Here is a 20,043-nt window from a genome sequence, read left to right on the forward strand (position 1 = left end):
AGGTATTGATTTTATTTAATTTTTTATTTTCGCCTTATAAAGAATGACAATTTTTGCCTACTCTTCCACAAATCCCGACAATATAGTATGCTACCAACCACCATTACAACTCACACTAAACCGTATACACCGTGCACGCATTCATTTTGACTTTACGTAAAGTCTTTTACAGCAGTAATCTTCTTTTTAGTCTTCGAATGTTAATTAGTTTAACGGGATCGACGTTGGTTCCGTGGTATTTAGGACACACTTCGCTGGTTATTCCGCTGACTCTTGGCGTTGTCGCGGCAGGTTTAACTGAAATCGACACCCGCCCATTAAGTCGCTGTATTAATATCATACTGACATTGTTCTGTTTTTCTATTGCGACTTTTTCGGTCGAGTGGTTATTTGATTACCCGGCATTGTTTATTGTGGGGCTGATGTCTTCAACATTTATTTTTATTATGCTAGGTACGCTTGGGCAACGTTATGGCGTCATTGCTTTTGGGTCACTTTTGATTGCTGCCTATACCATGCTTGGGCATAATTTATATACAGATAACTATACATTACCCTGTTTTTTGTTGTTAGGAACACTTTGGTATAGTATTGTTTCGTTTATTGAATCAATGATTCAACCAATTCGGACAACACAACAAGGCTTATCTTACTGTTTTTTAAAGTTGGCACAATATCTTGATGATAAAGCGGCCATGTTTGATCCCGATGAAACCAATCATTTTATCAAACAAACACAACAATTGGCCGATAGCAATAATCAGTTGGTTAATGCTTTTAATCAAACCAAAAGCACACTGTTTAATCGACTAAAGAGTTACAGAGGGCAATCTTCTGTCAAAAAGATGCTTAACTATTATTTTGTCGCACAAGATATTCATGAGCGGGCTAGCTCGTCACATAGCAATTATCAAACTTTAAGCCAGCATTTTAAGCATAGCGATATTTTGTTTCGGTTTGCCCGTATTTTAAATTTGCAAGGCAAAGCTTGCACTAAGTTAGCTGTGTCAATTAAGCTAAATCAAACTTATCAGCACGATCCCCTGTTTGTGCATTACTTTTCGTACCTTGAAGAAGCTATCAAACAATATCAAATTCGTGATAAAAACAATGCATTATTGGTTAAATCTTTGCAAAGCTTATATCAAAACTTGCTATCTATTGATCTATTATTAGCCAATGTTGATACTGAGCAACATCTATCAAAAGAACAAGAAGATAACCAATTAGTTGACGAAGAGTTAACAAGCTTTCATGATATTTTTAGCAAAATTAAACGTAATTTGACGATTAAATCAGCATTATTTCGCCACGCAATTCGTATGAGCCTTGTCTTATTTGTTGGCTATATGGTACTTTCCTTTTTCCAACTTACTCATGGCTATTGGATTATCTTAACCAGCCTATTTGTTTGCCAGCCTAATTACTCAACGACAAAACACCGATTAAAATTACGTGTAATCGGCACTCTATTAGGTATTATTATTGGCATTCCTCTTACTTATTTATTTCCTAGCGTTGAAGAGCAGTTAGTGTTAATTATCATTACTGGTTGGTTATTCTTTTTATTTAAAAATTCACAATATGCTTACGCCACCGCCTTTATTACATTGTTAGTATTTTTTAGCTTTAGCCTGATTGGTGAAAGTAGCATTTCGGTGGCTATTTCACGCATTATTGCCACCTTAATAGGGTGTTTTATTGCGTGGTTTGCCGTCAGTTTTATTTGGCCTGATTGGAAATTTAGAAACTTACCGAAATTGATTGATCGAGTTTGTCATGATGACAGCCATTATTTAGCACTAATTGGTAGCCAGTACTTATCAGGAAAAACCAACGATCCGCAATATCGATTAGCAAGGCGAGCCGCTCATGATAGCAATGCCGATTTATCGTCTTTAATTAGTTTGATGACAAAAGAGCCTCATATGAACCCAACTGTTATTGATCAAGGATTTCGTTTATTAACCCTTAATCATACATTGATTAGTTATCTTTCTACCTTAGGCGCACATCGAGATAAAGGGATTTCGCCCCACACACTTGAACTGTTTGACGATCTATCCGTGTATATTATCAATCTGTTAACAGATAAAAAACTGGATGAAAAATATCAATTAATAAAAAAATCGACCACAGATTATATTGAAACGCTCTCGATCAATGATAATCTAGCCAATAATGATTTGTTAGTTATGCAACAGTTGGTGTTAATTTTAGATATTCTGCCAGAGTTAATTGCTCTGGCTGGTAGCCTAAAAAGCTAAGTTATACTAAAGCAAGGTTACACTAAGGCAAGGCGAATTTTCTTATAACGTTTTTCATTATTTCTTTACTTACTAAAAAACGATTGATTAATTTATCAGATTGAATCACCACTTTTACTTTTTATAGAGTTTAATCATTTTTACGATTAATGCATTGGCGATTCATTTTGGCATCAATAACAACCATTTTAACGACTTTAAAATGATTTAGGATGAGAAAGCAATTGCGCCAAAAAACTTCAATAAAATCAATAGCTTTTCTGAACGATTTTTAAGCTAACAATTCGGCTTAATAAGCTGTATAGGTAATTGATAATGCATTTTTTTTAATAGATAACATAAATAAACCGCTTGTAATAGATGCGTTATCGAGATGAGTTGATTGCTAAGGATTTTGTTTAACACTAAACTTAACGAGTTTAATCCTAAAGTATCACAATCATGTTGAATTGCTTTCAATTGCTGTTTTTGATCGATAAATAATTCAAGTCGTCCTGAACAAGCCACACTTTCAAGTATTGTTAATAGTGGCTGAATAATAAAAGTTGAAAGCGAATCTTTAGTGTAATTATTTTCGCTTAACTGCATTTTTCGCATTGTATAAGTATTTGAGAGAAACATGTGTTCGGCCACTACGGTTTTTCTTCGGCGCCAAGAATCTTCAAAATCAAGATTTAAGGTTTTTATTTCATTTGTTTTTTGTGCTTTATAAAGTAAAGCGAAAGGTTCTAAATCTAAAAAACTCTCGTTTTTTACGACTTTCACTAATATGGTTAAAGGCTGATTTTGTGTTTCTAGAAAACTACGTAAAACCTCAATGCGTGATTTTCTATATTCATCCCAAAACAGCCGTAAAAATAACTGGTTTTTCTCGGCATCTTTTACGCACCAAACTAAACTTTGCCTAATTTCATCAAAATACGGTTTATCGTTATTTTGTATATGAACAAATACTACCTCATTAAAAAGCACGTCATCCAAATGGCTATTTTGCAAATAACCATTTAATACTGACCAATTTTGGAAGCCTGTAGTTGCTTTAAATTTAAGATAATTTTCATCATTCCACCCGTTTTGTTGTAACGTAGCGGTCGAACCACTACTGGCTAACTCGCCATCTTGGGATATACGTGGGTGGTGAAGTGTTATGGCATTTTGCATTAACCTATCAGGGGATGTTTGCCATATCGACATACTGTTCCAAATTGTTACACGGTTAAAATTGATATTATTTTTATCAGTTCTGGCTAATGTCGTTTCTTGGTATTGTTGTTGTTTTATATCCCAAAAGTAAAATGTTGCACCAACGGCTCCTGTTCTACTTTGCCACCAACGTCCCCCTAATGGTAATAAGTCAAGTGCTTGCTCTGTTGTTTTATATTGGCGCGTTATCTTACCTCGCAATTTGCTAAGCGGTTCACCTTGATTATGTAATAGCATTTCGGTATAAGCTTTTATCTGCCCCAAAAACAGTAAAATATCTTGTTCTTCAACGGTAAAATGGCGGTTAGCCAGTAATTCAACCAATTGACATAGTTGCCTAAGCATTGCCGCCAACCGCGGTAAATTTTGTGTTTTGGCTGATATATTGAATAATTGTAAATGCGATAGTTGATTATGACTAATATGAGATAAGCCTTGATAAATAAGCTTATAAATATATGTTTGAATCTGTTTTATGAGGGTAATTTCTTCAAGTGAAAGTAGTTGAGTCTCATTTTTTATCTGATCTACGGTTACTGGCCATTGCCATGCTTGATTATTTTGTTCAAAAAGATAAGCAATAATGGCTAAATGCACGGCCATTTTTTGTTTTATGGGGAGCGCTGAGATCATCCCATCAAAACCTGTTCCTGCTATATAAATAATAGGTTCAGAACTTTCAGGTACCGTAATACGTAGTTGCGATTGTTGCGATTGTTGGTATTGAATTGTCAGTAAATTATTGTTTTGCCAATTGCATACAAGTTCATAAGCCGTCAGTGTGTTCGCTTTACCTGCTTTTTTTAAAAGCTTGCTGGCATCTAATGATAATAATTCAGTTAACACGTTAGTTAAAGGCGTGATTGGCTTAATCTGATCTTGTTTAGCCTGATTATTAGCTTTATTCAAATCATCTAATGGCGTTAATGGTTTTATTGGGCTTTTATCATCTTGTTTAGTGCAATGAGAGGGAGTTTCTTCTGGTACTGAGTTATTTGCTGAGCTATTTGCTAAACTATTTGCTGAACCATGCTCCGAATTATGCGCTTGCAACCATAAAACAGCCGATATGATATGCTTACAATGCCCATGCGCTGGGCAACTGCAACTAGCGGCTTGAATCCCTTGTGCAGGCAAACAAACTTGTTGTCCATCAGCATTGAATTGCAAAACATTATTATTTTCTTGCTGAATAAATTCAATTTTATTTGCCTCAATATCTTTACGAGCGCGGCGAATTAAACCAATGTTAGCATAAAGCGCTAAAGCGTCTTGATCATAATTTAAATAAATTTGCTGCCAACTCATTACATAACCTCCGCTAACCAAGTAGCAAAATGTTCAGGCGTTAATGCAGCAATTTGCATACCTCGATTAGCTAATTGCTGTGAGATTTGCAAATCATAAACCGGCTCGGCATTGTCGTCTAATGCGGCTAATCCTAACATTTTAATGCGGTTACTATTCATCCTTGACACGGTGATATAAAGTTCAATGAGTGATCCCCCTTCGCAAAAATCACTAACCAATACCATAATAGTTCGATGCGGGGTTTTGACTTTTTGTTCAGCATAATTAAGCACTTTTGCAATATTTGTTCCGCCACCTAACTGAACGCTCATAAGCACTTCAACAGGATCGTGAGCTAAATGAGTAAGATCAACAATTTGCGTGTCAAAAACAAACAAGTGCAAATTAATTGTAGGTAATTTCGCCAAAATACTTGCACAAACCGCAGAATAGATAATTGAGTTATTCATTGATGCACTTTGATCAACACATAAAATAATATCCCAAGGTAAATGCCTATTCATTCGCGAGTTGAAAATGACATTTTCAATCATCAGTCGCTGGTTGTTTTGATCAAAATGTTTTAAGTTGGCTTTCATTGTAGCTCGCCAATCGAAGTTTTGGCTACAACGTATTTGGGAAGGTCGAAATCGATGTTTTTTACCGCTTATCGCATTAATAAAATTGGGTTTAATTTTTTGTAAGATCTGATCAACAACCCTTTGAATCAATTCTTTTACTGCCAAATAAACCTCTTTTTTTAATTGCCCCCGAAAATTCATTAATAAATGCAGCGAATTCATATTGGGTTCTAACGCATTAATAACGCTAGGATCGTTTAAGATCTCGTGTAATTGATAACGTTCTATTGCCTGCTGTTGCATTCGTTCAAAAGTGCTTTTAGGAAATAGTTTTCGCGTTTTATTTAACCAACTAATGGTGTTAAACACAGAATGATGATTGCTACCGCCCTTCCCTTTGTGCTTTGTGTGATCTTGTTCATCCACGTTTAACCCTCGTTGACGGTATTCATGCCGATAAAGGAAATCTAATGATTGTGCTAACCTAAGATCATTTTGATCGAATGCTATTTGATTAAGGTGATGATCAGCATATTTACCTAAAATCAACCGCCATCGTTTAATATGATTAACGGTTTGCGTGTCGATTATTGGTTTATTATTATTCATGTTTATACCTTACCGTTTAAACCAATCTTGGAGTTGTTGTTGATTAATATACTGGCAAATAGCAAATTCTAAAGCGAGTGTTTTTTGTAAGTCGTCATCACTAAATTTATATTGTTCAAAGTCCATGCTCTGCTTTTTGATATGATATTTTTTAGCAATTTTTTCAGCAATTGTCGCATTTTGTTTCGGCGTCAACTTTGCAAAGGCATATCGTAAATCAGGCAGTATTTGTATAAATTTTTCTTGATCCCAATGTACCAACAATTCATCAAGGCTCATTAGCAGTTGCGACGATTGAATAAGTAATTCTGGTGAACATTGAATCAAGCCAGTTAAATAACTACTTACCTGTTCATATTGAGCACCTAAATCAAAAGCAATTTTTATTTTTTCATCAAGTTCTGATTGGCTAATTTGCGAATCTAGGTAGCAGAGACTATCAATGGCACCACGAATTAGTGGCGCTTGGGTTAATAAAGGCTGTAAACGTTGTAAATTAAAATAAAAATCCTGCTTAAGCTTTTTCGAGTTAAGTTGCTCAGGTAAATTATTGAGTAGATCTCTAAGTGATAATAATGTATTGAAATTTTCTTGCTGTTGTTGCTCATCTGATTGCTTTAATGTATCTAGCAAGAAAAAAGCTTGCCTTGGTACTTTAGCTAATAAAGCTAACAAAGTGACACTATCATTAAGCGCTAAAAAATCACGCCCCTGCCATAAATAAAGTAATCGATGCCCACAATCAACTAATGATGACAATGTATTGTCCGTATCTAAGTATTTTGATAGCTTTGTCAATAACGTTGTAAAATAGGATGGAAATCCCATTAAAGCCGCTTTTAGCATAATTTGAACAACAAGTTGGCAAGGTTGGGTTATGCCATCTTCGGTTAATGACTCCATCAATAGATGTAGTTTTTGTAAAGCAATGTGTTCTAACCGAGTGCCTTGTTGTGATAGCTCAATTAACTTGGCTTCAACCATTGGTGTCCATTGGTATTGCCAATCTTCAAACATGATGGTTAACCGTGTTCCATACTGGTAATTGGGGCCATCAAGGCGCTGGGCAAAGCCAACATCTAAAAAAGCCAGCAGATGTAAAAAACGGCTCCGTTGCCGATGTTCAGGTTTACGGTAAATATCAATATGTGCAATTTTAGGTAATGTATCGTCTAATTTAAAACGATACTTTTTGAGCATTGCGTAAACCTCATTGACTAACGGCGGTGAAGCAATGTTACTTGGGATTTTGCCAAATTGGTCGCCCGATAAAGTACGATGAATTATTTGCCAAAATTCTCCACGCACATCATGAATGCTACCCTTGATAAAGGCTGACTGTATACCATCAAGTAAATCATATCGTCCTGGCCCACAATGCCCTCGTAACTCGGCTAATAAATAGGTTTGTTCAATCGCAGATTTTAAGGGTACCAAGCCAATTTCATTATTGACGCCATTATCAACACTTTGCTGTTTTCGTAATTGCTGCACAATATTTGATAAAAATTGCAAGGCTTGTGCTTGTCGGTGATCTTGTGTAGTTTGCGCTTGATTTTGTTCATAATTTTGTTCATAAGCTAGCATTGACTGCCACACTTCTTGATAATAAGTAGGAGAAGGCATACCGGCAAAATAGCCGTTTAATGCATCAAGCCGCTCAAAACTATAACGAATAAGCCAAGTTCGATCACTATCACGTTTATTTTGCCATTGTTTCGCCTCGCGCTGTTGATTTACTTTATTAATTTTTGCTTTGTTCGGTACAATGAGTTTTGCGTTCGCCAATCCCTCATACAACGCTAAAGTGTGAAATCCCCCTGTGACAACGACAATTTTTGCCTCTGGCATGGACTGTTTTAATTGCCTAATTGCCGTTATCATATGCTGTTCTCGTTGGCTAGAGCCTTCTAATTCAAGCGATGAAGCAGTATACTCTAGCCTTGCCATGGCACACCAAATGAAAGTATCTTCAAAAAAAGTGCGCCAGTTAGCAATATCAGCAAAATCACGTAACTCAAACAAATGTTCCCAAACTTCGTCATGATCACGACAGTGTAATTTTCTAGCTAATTGCGTAATATATTCACTGTGTTTCAAATAGGTTTCACATAACAATGATGCATCATGCTTTGGCATCATTTCTTGAACAGCTTGCTCAGCCCAAGGTAGATCAATAAATTGAATATTGGCATGGTATTTTTTGGCCAATTGCATTGCTTGCCATTCAGGCGAGTAGCTACAAAATGGGTAAAATGCGGTGCGCGTAATCAATTCCGTTGCTGATAGCAATTCATTATCGTTATCTTTTTCGTTATCTTTTTCGTTATCTTGCTTGTTACCTATCGCCTGCTCTTCATTATTTAGGTATTTTGCTATTTGGATATCAGCTTGGCAAAGTATGGCTATAGGGGGCTCAGTTTCGTGATGTAATAATTCATCGAGTATGGATGAAAAACTCGCAGGCGCTTCAATTAAAACATGGGTAGGTTTAATTTGGTTAATCAGTTGCCTAACAGCATAGCTACAAGCAGGACTATGATGACGTACAGGCGCAAAATAGATCTGCTGTTGTTGCAAAGCATCTTTACCTATTAAAGCATGTTGTAGGCGTTGTGGTAATTGTGATCGGCTCATTATCATTATTGATTAATTATTTCCAAAAATGTTTAGATACCTGATAAAACGAGTGCCATTGCGATGAATGTTTAGCCCGTTCACGCACCACATTATCCATATAAAATTGAATTCGTTTGATATCGTCAGCATTATCTTTTAAAACAACACCTATCAGTTGTTTGGCAATCTGCCCCCCATTTAGTGTGCCATCACCAAAATAATAAGCATCTAATGCTGAAGCATACACAATATTCACAGCTTCAGCCGTTGACATCACGGCATCAGGCACTTTAAGGTGAGTGCCATTTTGCGTTTGCCCTTGTCTTAGCTCTTGAAATGTGGTCACTAGCAGTTCAATGACATCAATAGGGACAATGACTTGTGATTTTAATTCGCCTAATTCCTGATTAAGTTGTGTTTGAATTAATTCTATTTCGAAATTTTTATCTGTAATAGGATTAACCGTTTCAAAATTAAAGCGACGTTTTAATGCAGCCGACATTTCGTGCACACCACGATCGTGCAAGTTTGCCGTAGCAATAAGATTAAATCCAGGCTTAGCACTCATTTTTACACTTTGCCCCATTTCAGGGATCATCATTTGCTTTTCAGACATTAATGATACCAGTGCATCTTGAATTTCGGGTGGGCAACGCGTGATCTCTTCAAAACGAACAATTTTACCTTGTTGCATACCATGGTAAATAGGCGAGCCGATTAATGCGCGCTCTGTTGGTCCTTCGGCTAATAGTAAAGCGTAATTCCAAGCATATCGGATATGATCTTCACTGGTGCCAGCCGTGCCTTGAATAGTAAGATTTGAATCGCCACTAATCGCTGCCGCTAGCAATTCAGACAACATCGATTTAGCGGTCCCCGGCTTACCGACTAACATCAAACCTTGTTTACCAAGTAAAGAAACAATTGCCCGATCGACCAGCGGATCATCACCAAAAAATTTACGACTAATGCCCAGCTCTTTATTACCTAAAATAAATTGCCGTACTAATTTGGGTGATAAGTTCCAACCTTGAGGTTTATTGTTTGCATTATCTAATTCAAGTAGCGTATTTAGCTCATCAGCATAACGTTGTTCAGCACTTAAACGAATAGCTTGTGCGTTTTTTACCATAATAGCTTCTGCTCCCATTTTGGATCAAAACCACTGCTGGCCTTAGCAACAGCCATATAATCAGCATAGCCTTCTGCAAGCAATACAGGCGGCACTTGATTAAGTTCAATTGCTCGGTGTTTTAAACCGGGTTTTTTACTAAAATACAGGTTAAAAAGTGCCACAGGAACATTTTCTTCAGGTACCATACTGCCGCTAAATTCAATATTGATATACAGATTAAGGCCAACAAAATATTTATAGTAGCCATAAAAACAACCTGCGTCTTCAACAGCATCACGTTTATAGCCCAATTTTGTTAAAATGCCACGTAGGGTAAAGCTATCAGTTAACCAGCCAAAGCATTCATTGATAATATTATTTTCAACTTTACTCACATCGGGTAATGAGTGTGTAAACTGCTCAAATAGTTGCGTGACTTTGTAGTCTTTAAGATGATGTTGCCAAGCTTTTATGTTATCACTTGATAGCAATGCCGAATGTGCAACAACGATTTTATTTACTTGATTTAATGAAATTTCATCATCGTCTGTAGTAATTAAGCTACCATCTTCGGTTGGCCTGAAGCTATTTACAATTTGCCCTTTGTCATCTAATTCAAGCCAAATTAAACGTTGAACAAGCCTTCCCACAATTGGATGTGGTTGCAAGTATTTTTGCCAATCCTCAACTCGCCAATGGCGCTGTGCGCACATGGCTTCATAAAAACGGGTCATTTGCATATTGAGTAATTGCGTTAGCTCTTTTTTACTGTTAGTAAACTGTTTTTTAGCTTCTTTCACTAACGTTACATCTTCACTTTTACGTGCTTCAGGTAACGCTTTAATTTCATCACCATCTGAATTTTTTAAATGCCATTTAAATTTATCATCGAAACTCGCCGTAAAAATTCGTTCGCCATAATCGAGCGTTAACACCCCATTATCATCTAACCCTGCGGTAGAAATGGTGCGATCAGCGAGTTCATCGGTCGTCCAACCATTACGCTTCGCAATATTTTCCACCAATAATCGTGCTTTTTCTTGTATCGATGCGGTACGATAACGGCGTGCAAGCGATAAGAGGAGTTGCGTAATAAGTGGATCATCACTATTTGCAAGTGGTTCAAGCATGGCCTCAATTTGTGCTCGTCGTTGTTGATGATCTTTCATATAGTTACGTACTAGTGAAACCGCAACACGACCTTCAATACCACGAGTTAATGCTAATAGACCTTTTGCTTTAATGGCCGATCCAAGATAGACGGCAAGTGTTTCATTTTTTATCTCTTCAAATATTTGTTCAAAAGTGATATTGGCATAACTTGGGTAATATTGAGGATATTGTTGATACCACTTGATACATTGTTGTAAGCGCTTATCCGCCAATAAATTGGCTTGTGCCTCAGCCTCTTCCACTGTTGGTCTACAAGTATCTTGTTTGATAAAACTTTGTAAAATAAATTCGCCTAATAGTTGTTGGCTTGACAAACTTAATAAACGGCTATAAATGCCTAATAATGGGTTAGCGGGTTCTTTCAACTTGACAGCTAACCATACCCACCATTGCACAATTTGTGGATCAACATCTTCTCCATTTTGCCAAGTTAATGATGGTATTAGCGTTACATCAAACCAATCAAAATCAGTAGGTTTTTTACCTTTTAAGCCTTTTTGTGCATCGGCTAATAGTTTTTTAGTGGTTAATTGCTGGCTAATATCTTCACCAATTTTTTCAAGCGCAATTAATAATGACGCTTGTACGGTTTCGCGCTTTTCTTTTTGTAAAGCCTCATTTAATGCTTTAATCGAAGATTTTTGCCCTAACTGTGCAAGCCAATTAGCTGCTGCAATACGCACTTCTTGTTTAGCCGATGATAACGCCTGCTCCACTTGGTTGTGAATATTTGGTATTACACTTAAAGCATCTTGCGCTGTATAGCGTATTTGTTTGCTTTCTTCCAAGGCTAATTCACATAGATAAGAAACATATTTAGCAGGCAAAGTTGGAAAAGTTTGTAATATTTTTATAGCGCTCGCTTTATCTATATTGATATACGACCAGATTTTGTTGGCTGGAGCAAATCCCAACGCCTCATCAAGCAAAAATTCATGTTCGGCAAAAAATGGCCATAATTTGTTTGGCTCATTTTCATAGAACTCATGATAAGTGTCTGTGGTTAAAAATGGCAAAGCAATAGCATAGAGAGAACGTTCAGGATCATCAAGTTTTGCTAATACATAGGCTATCTGCCTAAGATCAAAGTCTTTTAAAAATTCGTTTTTTTCATATAATTGTTGAAAATAATAAATGCCAGAATACTTATCAGCCAATCTAGCCGCACGCAAAAAATGAAAAAGTGTACATTCGGGTAAATTTTGTAGCCTATTTTTAGCCAATACAAATGACGTACTGAAGCTATTATTTGCTTTTTTAAATAATGCCGAAAGCTCAATTTTACCATTTAAATAGTGATATATATCATCCAAATCTTTCGATGTGACCGCTTTTAAAGCTTTATATGTTTCTGCTTCTGTCGTCCAATTTGTTAAATATTTTTTATTATATTCAGCCTCTTTTTGCGCTGCTTTTTCACATTCTATCAAATATTCTTCATAATTTTGTTGCAAAATATCTCGAGCATTGATTGGTAAATCAATATCTTGTATTGGCTCGAAATCAGCAATGACCAACGTTGCTTGTTGTTCAACGGCATTGGCACTTTCAAGCCGAGACAGTGCACTTTCAATTGCCGTAATAACGGTTTTATTTGTTTCGCTAGCTAAGGCTTGTTGTAAAATTGTCGGATCAGATGACATTCTAGCTTGCAATGTCGCAGCACTGCTACGTTGTTTAACGGTACCTGAGGTTAATAACCGTTGTAAATGTGGTTGTACTATTTCGCGCGGAGAGCTAAGTAGCATTTCCGTTGCTAGCTGGCTAACTTGTTTTGAGCTATTTAATGACTGTACAGCAATAAAGTCAATCATCAGTGTGTGGAGCTCAGGATGTTGTTGGATATATTTTAATTGCTCAACTTGCCCTAATACCGCAATACCTTGCTCGGGTAATTGTTTGAAAATCTCGATATGCTCAATAATATAAGGTAATAAATCATTAATTATAAAGAAATTTCTGAAATAACTCTGATAGTTAATTGAAATATTTTGACGATCAAAAATAGCCATTAGTAACTTTTGGCTTGATTCTGGCTCTTGAGCATCAAGCAATTGATGTAATTGTTTAATTGACCAATTTTGTCGTTGATCCTCGTTAATACAATCTGTCATTGTGGTAATCAGACCATCATATAGCAGATATAAAAACCAAGATGGTACCTGTGAAGTAATGAGTTTAATAAAGTGTAAATTGCTACAAACTGCGGCTAAAACTCGGGCAAAACGGGTTATCTGTTCATTAGAATACTCATCAGTCCAACGTTGGTAAAAAGCTATTCTTGCATCTTCCGATGAATTCGCTTTGTCATCAAGGCTAATGATATACAAATCACAAGGTCTTCTAAGTAATTCATAAAGATTTTTCGTCGAGTTTGAAGATTGGCTTAACTGATTTAAATCAACCAACACGTTTGGGTCTTCACCATATAAAATATATTGAGTAATACGTTCTGGCATGGCTTTATTCAATTGCTTTACAGGTTCAAATATGGCGGTAATTAGTTGTTGTGATGATAATTGATTTATTTTATTCATAGTTCTTTCTCCATCCATTCTGGATTCAATCTGTCTAAAGCGTTCGCAACGGCTATATAATCCGCATAACCTTCAGCAAATTAAAAAGGTAAAGAAAATTTCGTTAAAAATATCTGCGATATATCGCTTTGCCTTTTGCTCGCTTAGTATTATTTTGGCTAATAAGTCAGTAAATTGTCACAAATCTGCTTACTGGAGTTATTCCTCTTTTTCAAAAAGTAAATCTAATTTATGGGTAATTTGCATATTTGTTTCAATATAATATGCACGTAATAAATGCCATACGTGGCATTCTGGTAATTTTTGGCGACATTCTCGGTACAACGTAAGTAATAGTAGATTGTCTTGGCAAATAAATTGATTATTATTGTTTAGATCTAAACTGGGTTCTTTTTCTGCGCCATTTAAATAAGCAAAAACATCATCAAGAGTATCTGATGTCCATGCTTTTAATTTTGCATTACGTTCATGCGCATAATGATAATTTCTACCCCAAATCGCATTATCATCAGCTTCGTTTTTTGCTTTTGCGGCTAACATGACTAATTGCTGCGCATAATTTTGTTGCATAGTCTGCCTAAAACTAGCTGGTAAAGGGCTTTCTTCAATTGGGTAATAAGGTGGAATATTAAGCCCTGCTAGTGACGATACTGATTGATTCAAACCGCTATTCCTTATTTTAACTAAATTTGTTATTTATATAATTATTGTAGCTATACTAAAAATAGATAATCTTTTTAAAAAGAATCCTACATAAAATTTACTCTATTAACATCTTCTTCCTCTCAAGAACGAGATTTTACGGTTTTTCAGATAAAAATAATTTATCGGATATCAGTGCCGAGCATCACACCTTGGGACAAAATAGTCGTGCAATGGGTGCATAAATTGAAAAATAGGAGTACAAGCAAACGATGATGATTTAAAACCAAATACAACAGGTGGTTCATTCTTTAAAATTTTACCTGTCCATTGATATATAGGCTCATCTTTGCTATTTAAGTTATTTAACGGGTAAAACATGTCGCCTTCCATTATACCGTCAATCACATTCGTTATTATATTGGAGTCAGAGTCTAATATAATTAAATGTCTTGCGATGATTTCACCACTATGGAAAAATGCACTTTCATTTTTTATTGTATAATTTTCTATAAAAAAACGAAAACCATTTGCTTGAGCCAAATAACTATCCACTTTTTTTAAATCTTTCAAATCGCCATCAAATGCTAAAGAGGTAATGTCATCATTTTCATCAAGAACAGGAGAATCCTTTTCATCAATTTTGTTCCAAAATAAAGGCGTTAAGGGCTTTTGAACAAAAGGATTTTCTTTACCAATATAAACAAGATTGCTATATGAATAATCTTTCAATCCTTTTGAATCTAATTTAAAACCAAACATATAATCAGATAAATAGAAAGGACCATCATCTGCGTCTTTATAAGGATTAACAATAGCTAAAACTTTTAAGCTATTAATAGGAAATGATTTTAAATAATTTTGATCATAATCATAAATAAAAACAGTATCGTCTTCAGATATCCCCACTTCAGAAAAGAACTTAGCTCGATACGAATCAGTTAATAAATATTCTTTCTTTTTATAATTTTTTCTTTTGCCTTCTGGAATCAAAAAAACACTTTCCTTATTTTCTTCATCATATAACTTAATATCATCAGATAATGAAACAAACATAAAGTTAGGATCATCTTTAATATAATCAATAGATGCTAGTGAATATACTCGAATATCCTTCCGATAACCACTACCATCAAACTCTATCAAAGTGTTGTTTTCAAGGTTTTTTGCATAATTATAAAAACTAGGCATAGCTAAAGTAAAAATACAAAAAAAGTAGAATACTTTTTTTATCATAAGTTCACTTGCTCCTTTAACCAAGCAATTTCTTGTGCCCAAATATCCGGATCAATGGTTTCCAATATAAGCGGAATTTCGTCAATTCTTGGATCTTGCATGATATATTTAAATGCTTCTTCGCCAATATTACCTTTGCCTAAGCTATGGTGGCGATCAACATGGCTGGCAAATTCACTTTTGGCATCGTTTAAATGCATACCTCGTAAATATTTGAAACCAACAATTTTTTCAAATTCGGCAAAGGTTTCTTGGCACGCTTTTTCAGTACGGAGATCGTAACCTGCGGCAAAAGCATGGCAAGTATCAATGCAAACGCCCACTCGATTTTTGTCTTCTACTTGGTCAATGATTTGCGCTAAATGTTCAAATTTGTAGCCCAGATTAGAGCCCTGCCCTGCGGTATTTTCAATCACAGCCACAACGCTACTTGTTTTGTCTAGTGTCATGTTAATCGATTCGGCAATACGTGATAGACATTCATCAACCGATATTTGTTTTAGATCGCTTCCAGGGTGAAAATTCAGTAACGTTAAACCTAATTGTTCACAACGTTGCATTTCATCTAAAAATGCCGTGCGTGATTTTTCGAGCTGTTCACGATCAGGATGGCCTAAGTTAATTAAGTAGCTATCGTGCGGTAAAATTTGCTTGCTGGTAAAGCCATATTTTTCACAACGCTTTTTAAAGCTGTCGATAATTGCTGATTCAAGCGGTTTTGCGTGCCATTGTCGTTGATTTTTGGTAAATAGCGCAAATGCGGTTGCGCCAATTTGATAGGCATTAATTGGGGCGTTATCCACCCCACCTGCGGCACTGACATGTGCTCCAATATATTTCATTTTTTATCCTGAGAATGCTGTTTGTGTATGATTAGTGAATAATTAGTTAGTGCCACTATTGCGTTGTAGCTGATCACGTAAATTAGGTGGCACGCCTTTAATTACTAGCGTATCCGTTTGCGGATCCCATTTAACGCGTTCACCTAACAAATTCGAATCAAAACTTAATGTTAACCCACCGCCGCTACCCGAAAATTTTTTAAGCTGACGCAGTGCACTGCGATCAACGGGGAATGTTTCTTCTAAGTCATATTCGCTATTTTTAATAAATTCAACAAAATTATTTTCACCATTTGTTGGGAGCTCATTGGCTAGGTTTTTCAGCTCAATTTCTTCACCTGCTTGTAATTGTGCCTGACAGTAGTTGTAAACATTTTCGCGTGCGCTAGTTTTGTCTTGTTTATCAAATTGCATTTCTTGACAATAATCATCAACTGCTTTAACCAACGTTTTGTTTTGTGCTTTAGCATCTAAACCTTCACTAGCACCTAAATAGTCCATAAAAAAGTCAGACACTTTGCGCCCTACTCGTCCTTTTAAAAAAGTTAAGTACCGTTTTGAGTCAGCTTCGGTTTCCCACTCGGTAATGTCAACTCGAGCAATAATGTCAGCATGAGCGATATCGAGGTATTGCGTTTCGCTAATATCTAAGTCTTCATTAACTAGCATACTTAAACAGCTGTTTAATACCGCAATAATCAGGTATTCAACCGCTAAATAGCGATACTGACAAAATACGACCGTGCCCCCTTCAGCAAAAGGATATTTAGCCAATTCGTTACGCAGTTGTTTGGTTGATTCCTGACTAAAATGTAAAAAGTCTTGATTACCCAGGCGTAACTCTTTTAGCGATTGCTCAAACAAGCTGTCGCTATTAAATAGCCCATAGGCTTTGCTTTTGTTGTTATAAATACGGTTGATATCTTCAATTAGATTAACAACCGCCTGCTCATTATTTAGCATTGAATCACGAAGTTGTAATTCGATTTCTGTATCACTTTTTCTAATTAATTTATGCAGTATGATCTTTTCTATCTGTACGCTCATTGGTGAGGTTCCTATTGGATCGCAATAATCATTAAGAGCGTTATTTTATCAAAGCGTTGAAAAAGTGCTATTAACAATTTACCAGTCTGTTAAACTAGCACAGTCAAATTGCATCAAATAGATACTAAAACGCATCATTACCTAAAATTTTTTGACAAGATTTAACCGCCATAATGGCAATGAATAAATTAGGGTAGTTGCTATAAACCACTGTCAGCAATAATTAAAAATAAGTAAAAATAGCAAACCGTGTTTATTATTTTGGTAATATAACCAACAAACTGGCATGAATAAATCATAACGAATTTCAATAATGATTATATTCTTTTAACTCAAACACATAGTTATCTGTAACTTCTGTACAATATTTAACAGCAGGAAATTAAAAGCAATGGCTCACTCTCTTGATGTTTATAACGATTTTAAAAATAAAAAAATTAGTGCATTATTTTGGCAATATGCACTGCCCGCTGTAATTGGAACCATTGTCAATACGCTTTATAACATTATTGACGGCATTTTTATTGGTCACTGGATTGGCCGTGAAGCATTGAGTGGTGCAGGGATCATTTTGCCAGTAATGAACCTAACGGCAGGCATCGGTATGCTAGTAGGCATTGGTTCTGCTAGCCGAATATCGATTTTTTTAGGTCGAGGCGAAAACGACAAGGCTGAAAAGGTTGCTGGCACATCGTTTATGCTAACCGCAGTTTTAAGTGGTATTACTTTGGCGTTATTGCTCTATTTTGTTGATCCTGTTTTACATTTTGTTGGCTCTAGTGCAACCAATCATGTCTATGCCAGAGAGTTTTTAGAAGTTTATTTACCAGGTAGTATTTTTATTACGTTGACGTTTAATTACAATAATATGATGCGAGCCAGTGGTTATCCATTCAAAGCAATGGTAACTATGTTTATTAGTGTCATTGCCAATATTATTTTAGCACCTATTTTTATTATTGGCCTTGGTTGGGGAATGCGTGGCGCGGCTTTTGCAACCACATTATCGATGTTTATTAGCTTTTTATTTGTGATGCAACACTTTATCAGTAAAAACAGCAGTATTAAGCTATATCGGCGCAATTTCACTCTTAACTTAACCTATATTAAATCAATAATATCAATTGGAATGTCACCATTTGCCATGCAAGTAGCTGCCTCGATTGTGGTAGTATTTATTAATTGGCAACTAGTACATTATGCGCCTTTATCTGAAGTTTCGAGCGATGATGCCATTGCGGGCTATTCAAATGCTAATAGGTTAATTACATTGATTATTATGGTTGTAATTGGTATCAATCAAGGTATGCAACCAATTATTGGTTATAATTATGGCTCCAAAAACTATCCACGTGTTAAAGCCACCTTTTTCTATGCGGTTAAAGTTGCCACGGTGATTACCAGTATTGGGTTTCTTCTTGGATTTTTTATCCCTGATATTTTAGTACGCGCTTTTAGTTCAGATGAGGACTTGGTCTCTACATCAGCAATAGCGCTTCGATACACAACACTTTCTTTTGCATTTGTTGGCTTTCAAATGGTGACAACTAGCTTTTTTCAATGTATCGGTATGGCAAAAATTTCTATTTTGCTCAGCCTTTCCAGACAAATTTTAATTTTGTTGCCAACACTTTACCTATTACCTCGTTTGTTTGATCTCAACGGCGTTTGGGCATCATCACCTATTGCGGATCTGTTATCGGCGGGAATCGCTTTGACTGTACTGATTTGGTATTTTAAATCGATAAGAAGTCGGCATTACCCAAAACAAGTTAATCAATAATATTCTAAAATAAAAAGGGAGCATTATGCTCCCCATTTACTAAGATTAATACAATGTATCTGTTAAAGATCTCAATAATGAATCGGTTTTATCATCAACACAGGTGTCTTTAACTAATATTCTACTAGCAACATTAATCGCTATTTTTTAATTAATAATTGGGCTGGTTAAAATTTTTTAAAACCAATCAGTAAACAAAATAATCTCGTTAATTTTTCGTTATGTTTGATAATGACACCATTACCAAACAAATAAAAATAAGTAGCATGCCAATCCAACCAATTAACGACAATGTTTCACCCACAATTAGCATGGCAAGGGTTGCTGCAATGACCGGTTCTAACAAGGTGATCGTAGTTGCCATGCTGGCAGGTATTTTTGATAATCCATATCCATAACAAAGATAACCTAAAAACATAGGTATTAATGCCATATAAAAGCCAACAGCAATATTATTCCATGAATCAAAAAAAACAGCGCCAGTGATTAACATCACCGGAATCAGTAATAATCCGCCACAACCAAAGGTAGCCCCCATTGCCGCTTTACTGTTAACCTTTTTTAACATTAATTGCCGTGCTGTCCATGAATAAAGTGCATAAGTGAAACCAGCAACTAACCCCAATAAAATTCCCAAACTGATATGGTTATATTGAATTGTTGTTGCCGAATTGTCTGAAAAAACCAACATGCTCATGCCGATAATCCCCAAGACGGAACCGATAACCCATTGCTTAGTGGGTATAAAATCACGACTTCGGTATTCAATGATGGCGGATAAGATAGGCGCTGAACCTATGGAAACAGCCGTTCCAATAGTGACACCCGATAAACGCATAGACGAATAAAAAGCTAAAGGGTAAATAGCCACAGCTAATGCACCCACGATTAAAAACCGATAGTATAATCTTAATAAAGCACGGTTTTTGGCGATGTAAGAAATGGCTAACCCACATTGCAATATTCCACCAATCCCCATTGCGAACGAACCAATAAATAAAGGCGATAACATAGGGGCAAAAGTCGCTGCTGTGCCTGTTGTACCCCATAATAGTGAAGCCAGTATAACGGCTAAAATACCTAAAGACTTGTTCATTAAA

General features: G+C 35.9%; 12 protein-coding genes. 2 read left to right on the forward strand and 10 right to left on the reverse strand.

Annotated elements, in window-relative coordinates; genetic code table 11:
• The first annotated feature begins 131 nt into the window (after positions 1-131).
• Positions 132-2,267, forward strand: a complete 2,136-nt coding sequence (yccS, locus tag A9G28_RS05280) for a YccS family putative transporter (RefSeq protein ID WP_065579981.1) — start codon at positions 132-134, stop codon at positions 2,265-2,267.
• A gap of 276 nt (positions 2,268-2,543) precedes the next feature.
• Here yccS and A9G28_RS05285 read toward each other — a convergent pair whose 3' ends face one another.
• The 9 genes from A9G28_RS05285 to yejK form a co-directional block, all read right to left on the reverse strand.
• Positions 2,544-4,778 (reverse strand): hypothetical protein, encoded by a 2,235-nt coding sequence (locus A9G28_RS05285; protein WP_065579982.1) that lies wholly within the window; start codon positions 4,776-4,778, stop codon positions 2,544-2,546.
• Positions 4,778-5,950, reverse strand: coding sequence for a VWA domain-containing protein (locus A9G28_RS05290; protein WP_065579983.1), 1,173 nt, complete (start codon positions 5,948-5,950; stop codon positions 4,778-4,780). Before A9G28_RS05290 ends, A9G28_RS05285 begins: the two co-directional genes overlap by 1 nt.
• 9 nt (positions 5,951-5,959) lie before the next feature.
• Positions 5,960-8,587, reverse strand: coding sequence for a DUF5682 family protein (locus A9G28_RS05295; RefSeq protein WP_081301509.1), 2,628 nt, complete (start codon positions 8,585-8,587; stop codon positions 5,960-5,962).
• A gap of 16 nt (positions 8,588-8,603) precedes the next feature.
• Positions 8,604-9,719 (reverse strand): ATP-binding protein, encoded by a 1,116-nt coding sequence (locus A9G28_RS05300; RefSeq protein WP_141674690.1) that lies wholly within the window; start codon positions 9,717-9,719, stop codon positions 8,604-8,606.
• Entirely contained in the window at positions 9,695-13,393 is a 3,699-nt protein-coding gene (locus A9G28_RS05305) for a DUF4132 domain-containing protein (RefSeq protein ID WP_176702116.1), read from the reverse strand. Before A9G28_RS05305 ends, A9G28_RS05300 begins: the two co-directional genes overlap by 25 nt.
• A gap of 198 nt (positions 13,394-13,591) precedes the next feature.
• Positions 13,592-14,056, reverse strand: a complete 465-nt coding sequence (locus tag A9G28_RS05310; RefSeq protein WP_065579986.1) for a hypothetical protein — start codon at positions 14,054-14,056, stop codon at positions 13,592-13,594.
• 171 nt (positions 14,057-14,227) lie between these two features.
• Positions 14,228-15,271 (reverse strand): hypothetical protein, encoded by a 1,044-nt coding sequence (locus tag A9G28_RS05315; protein WP_065579987.1) that lies wholly within the window; start codon positions 15,269-15,271, stop codon positions 14,228-14,230.
• The gene (gene nfo / locus A9G28_RS05320) at positions 15,268-16,113 is read right to left on the reverse strand and encodes a deoxyribonuclease IV (RefSeq protein ID WP_065579988.1); all 846 of its coding nucleotides are present in this window, start codon (positions 16,111-16,113) and stop codon (positions 15,268-15,270) included. Before nfo ends, A9G28_RS05315 begins: the two co-directional genes overlap by 4 nt.
• Positions 16,114-16,155: 42 nt before the next feature.
• A complete protein-coding gene (gene yejK, locus A9G28_RS05325) occupies positions 16,156-17,160 on the reverse strand; it encodes a nucleoid-associated protein YejK (RefSeq protein ID WP_065579989.1) in 1,005 nt (334 codons plus the stop codon).
• A gap of 391 nt (positions 17,161-17,551) precedes the next feature.
• On the opposite strand from yejK, the gene A9G28_RS05330 reads away from it, so the two are divergent.
• Positions 17,552-18,943 carry an MATE family efflux transporter gene (locus tag A9G28_RS05330; RefSeq protein WP_065579990.1) on the forward strand — a complete coding sequence of 464 codons (1,392 nt, stop codon included), beginning with the start codon at positions 17,552-17,554 and terminating at the stop codon, positions 18,941-18,943.
• Positions 18,944-19,151: 208 nt separating this feature from the next.
• On the opposite strand, the gene A9G28_RS05335 is transcribed toward A9G28_RS05330, so the two are convergent.
• Positions 19,152-20,039: a DMT family transporter gene (locus tag A9G28_RS05335; RefSeq protein WP_065579991.1), complete on the reverse strand. Its 888-nt coding sequence runs from the start codon at positions 20,037-20,039 to the stop codon at positions 19,152-19,154.
• Positions 20,040-20,043: the final 4 nt, after the last annotated feature.

It is taken from the genome of Gilliamella sp. Fer1-1, assembly GCF_001690825.1.
In the GTDB taxonomy this organism is placed as follows: domain Bacteria; phylum Pseudomonadota; class Gammaproteobacteria; order Enterobacterales; family Orbaceae; genus Gilliamella; species Gilliamella apicola_C.

What these genes read in the sequence shown, in the direction of transcription:
- A9G28_RS05315 (WP_065579987.1), bottom strand. Translation starts at nt 15,271, where the DNA reads ATGATAAAAAAAGTATTCTACTTTTTTTGTATTTTTACTTTAGCTATG.
- A9G28_RS05295 (WP_081301509.1), bottom strand. Translation starts at nt 8,587, where the DNA reads ATGAGCCGATCACAATTACCACAACGCCTACAACATGCTTTAATAGGT.
- A9G28_RS05335 (WP_065579991.1), bottom strand. Translation starts at nt 20,039, where the DNA reads ATGAACAAGTCTTTAGGTATTTTAGCCGTTATACTGGCTTCACTATTA.
- nfo (WP_065579988.1), bottom strand. Translation starts at nt 16,113, where the DNA reads ATGAAATATATTGGAGCACATGTCAGTGCCGCAGGTGGGGTGGATAAC.
- A9G28_RS05330 (WP_065579990.1), top strand. Translation starts at nt 17,552, where the DNA reads ATGGCTCACTCTCTTGATGTTTATAACGATTTTAAAAATAAAAAAATT.
- yejK (WP_065579989.1), bottom strand. Translation starts at nt 17,160, where the DNA reads ATGAGCGTACAGATAGAAAAGATCATACTGCATAAATTAATTAGAAAA.
- A9G28_RS05285 (WP_065579982.1), bottom strand. Translation starts at nt 4,778, where the DNA reads ATGAGTTGGCAGCAAATTTATTTAAATTATGATCAAGACGCTTTAGCG.
- A9G28_RS05305 (WP_176702116.1), bottom strand. Translation starts at nt 13,393, where the DNA reads ATGAATAAAATAAATCAATTATCATCACAACAACTAATTACCGCCATA.
- A9G28_RS05300 (WP_141674690.1), bottom strand. Translation starts at nt 9,719, where the DNA reads ATGGGAGCAGAAGCTATTATGGTAAAAAACGCACAAGCTATTCGTTTA.
- A9G28_RS05290 (WP_065579983.1), bottom strand. Translation starts at nt 5,950, where the DNA reads ATGAATAATAATAAACCAATAATCGACACGCAAACCGTTAATCATATT.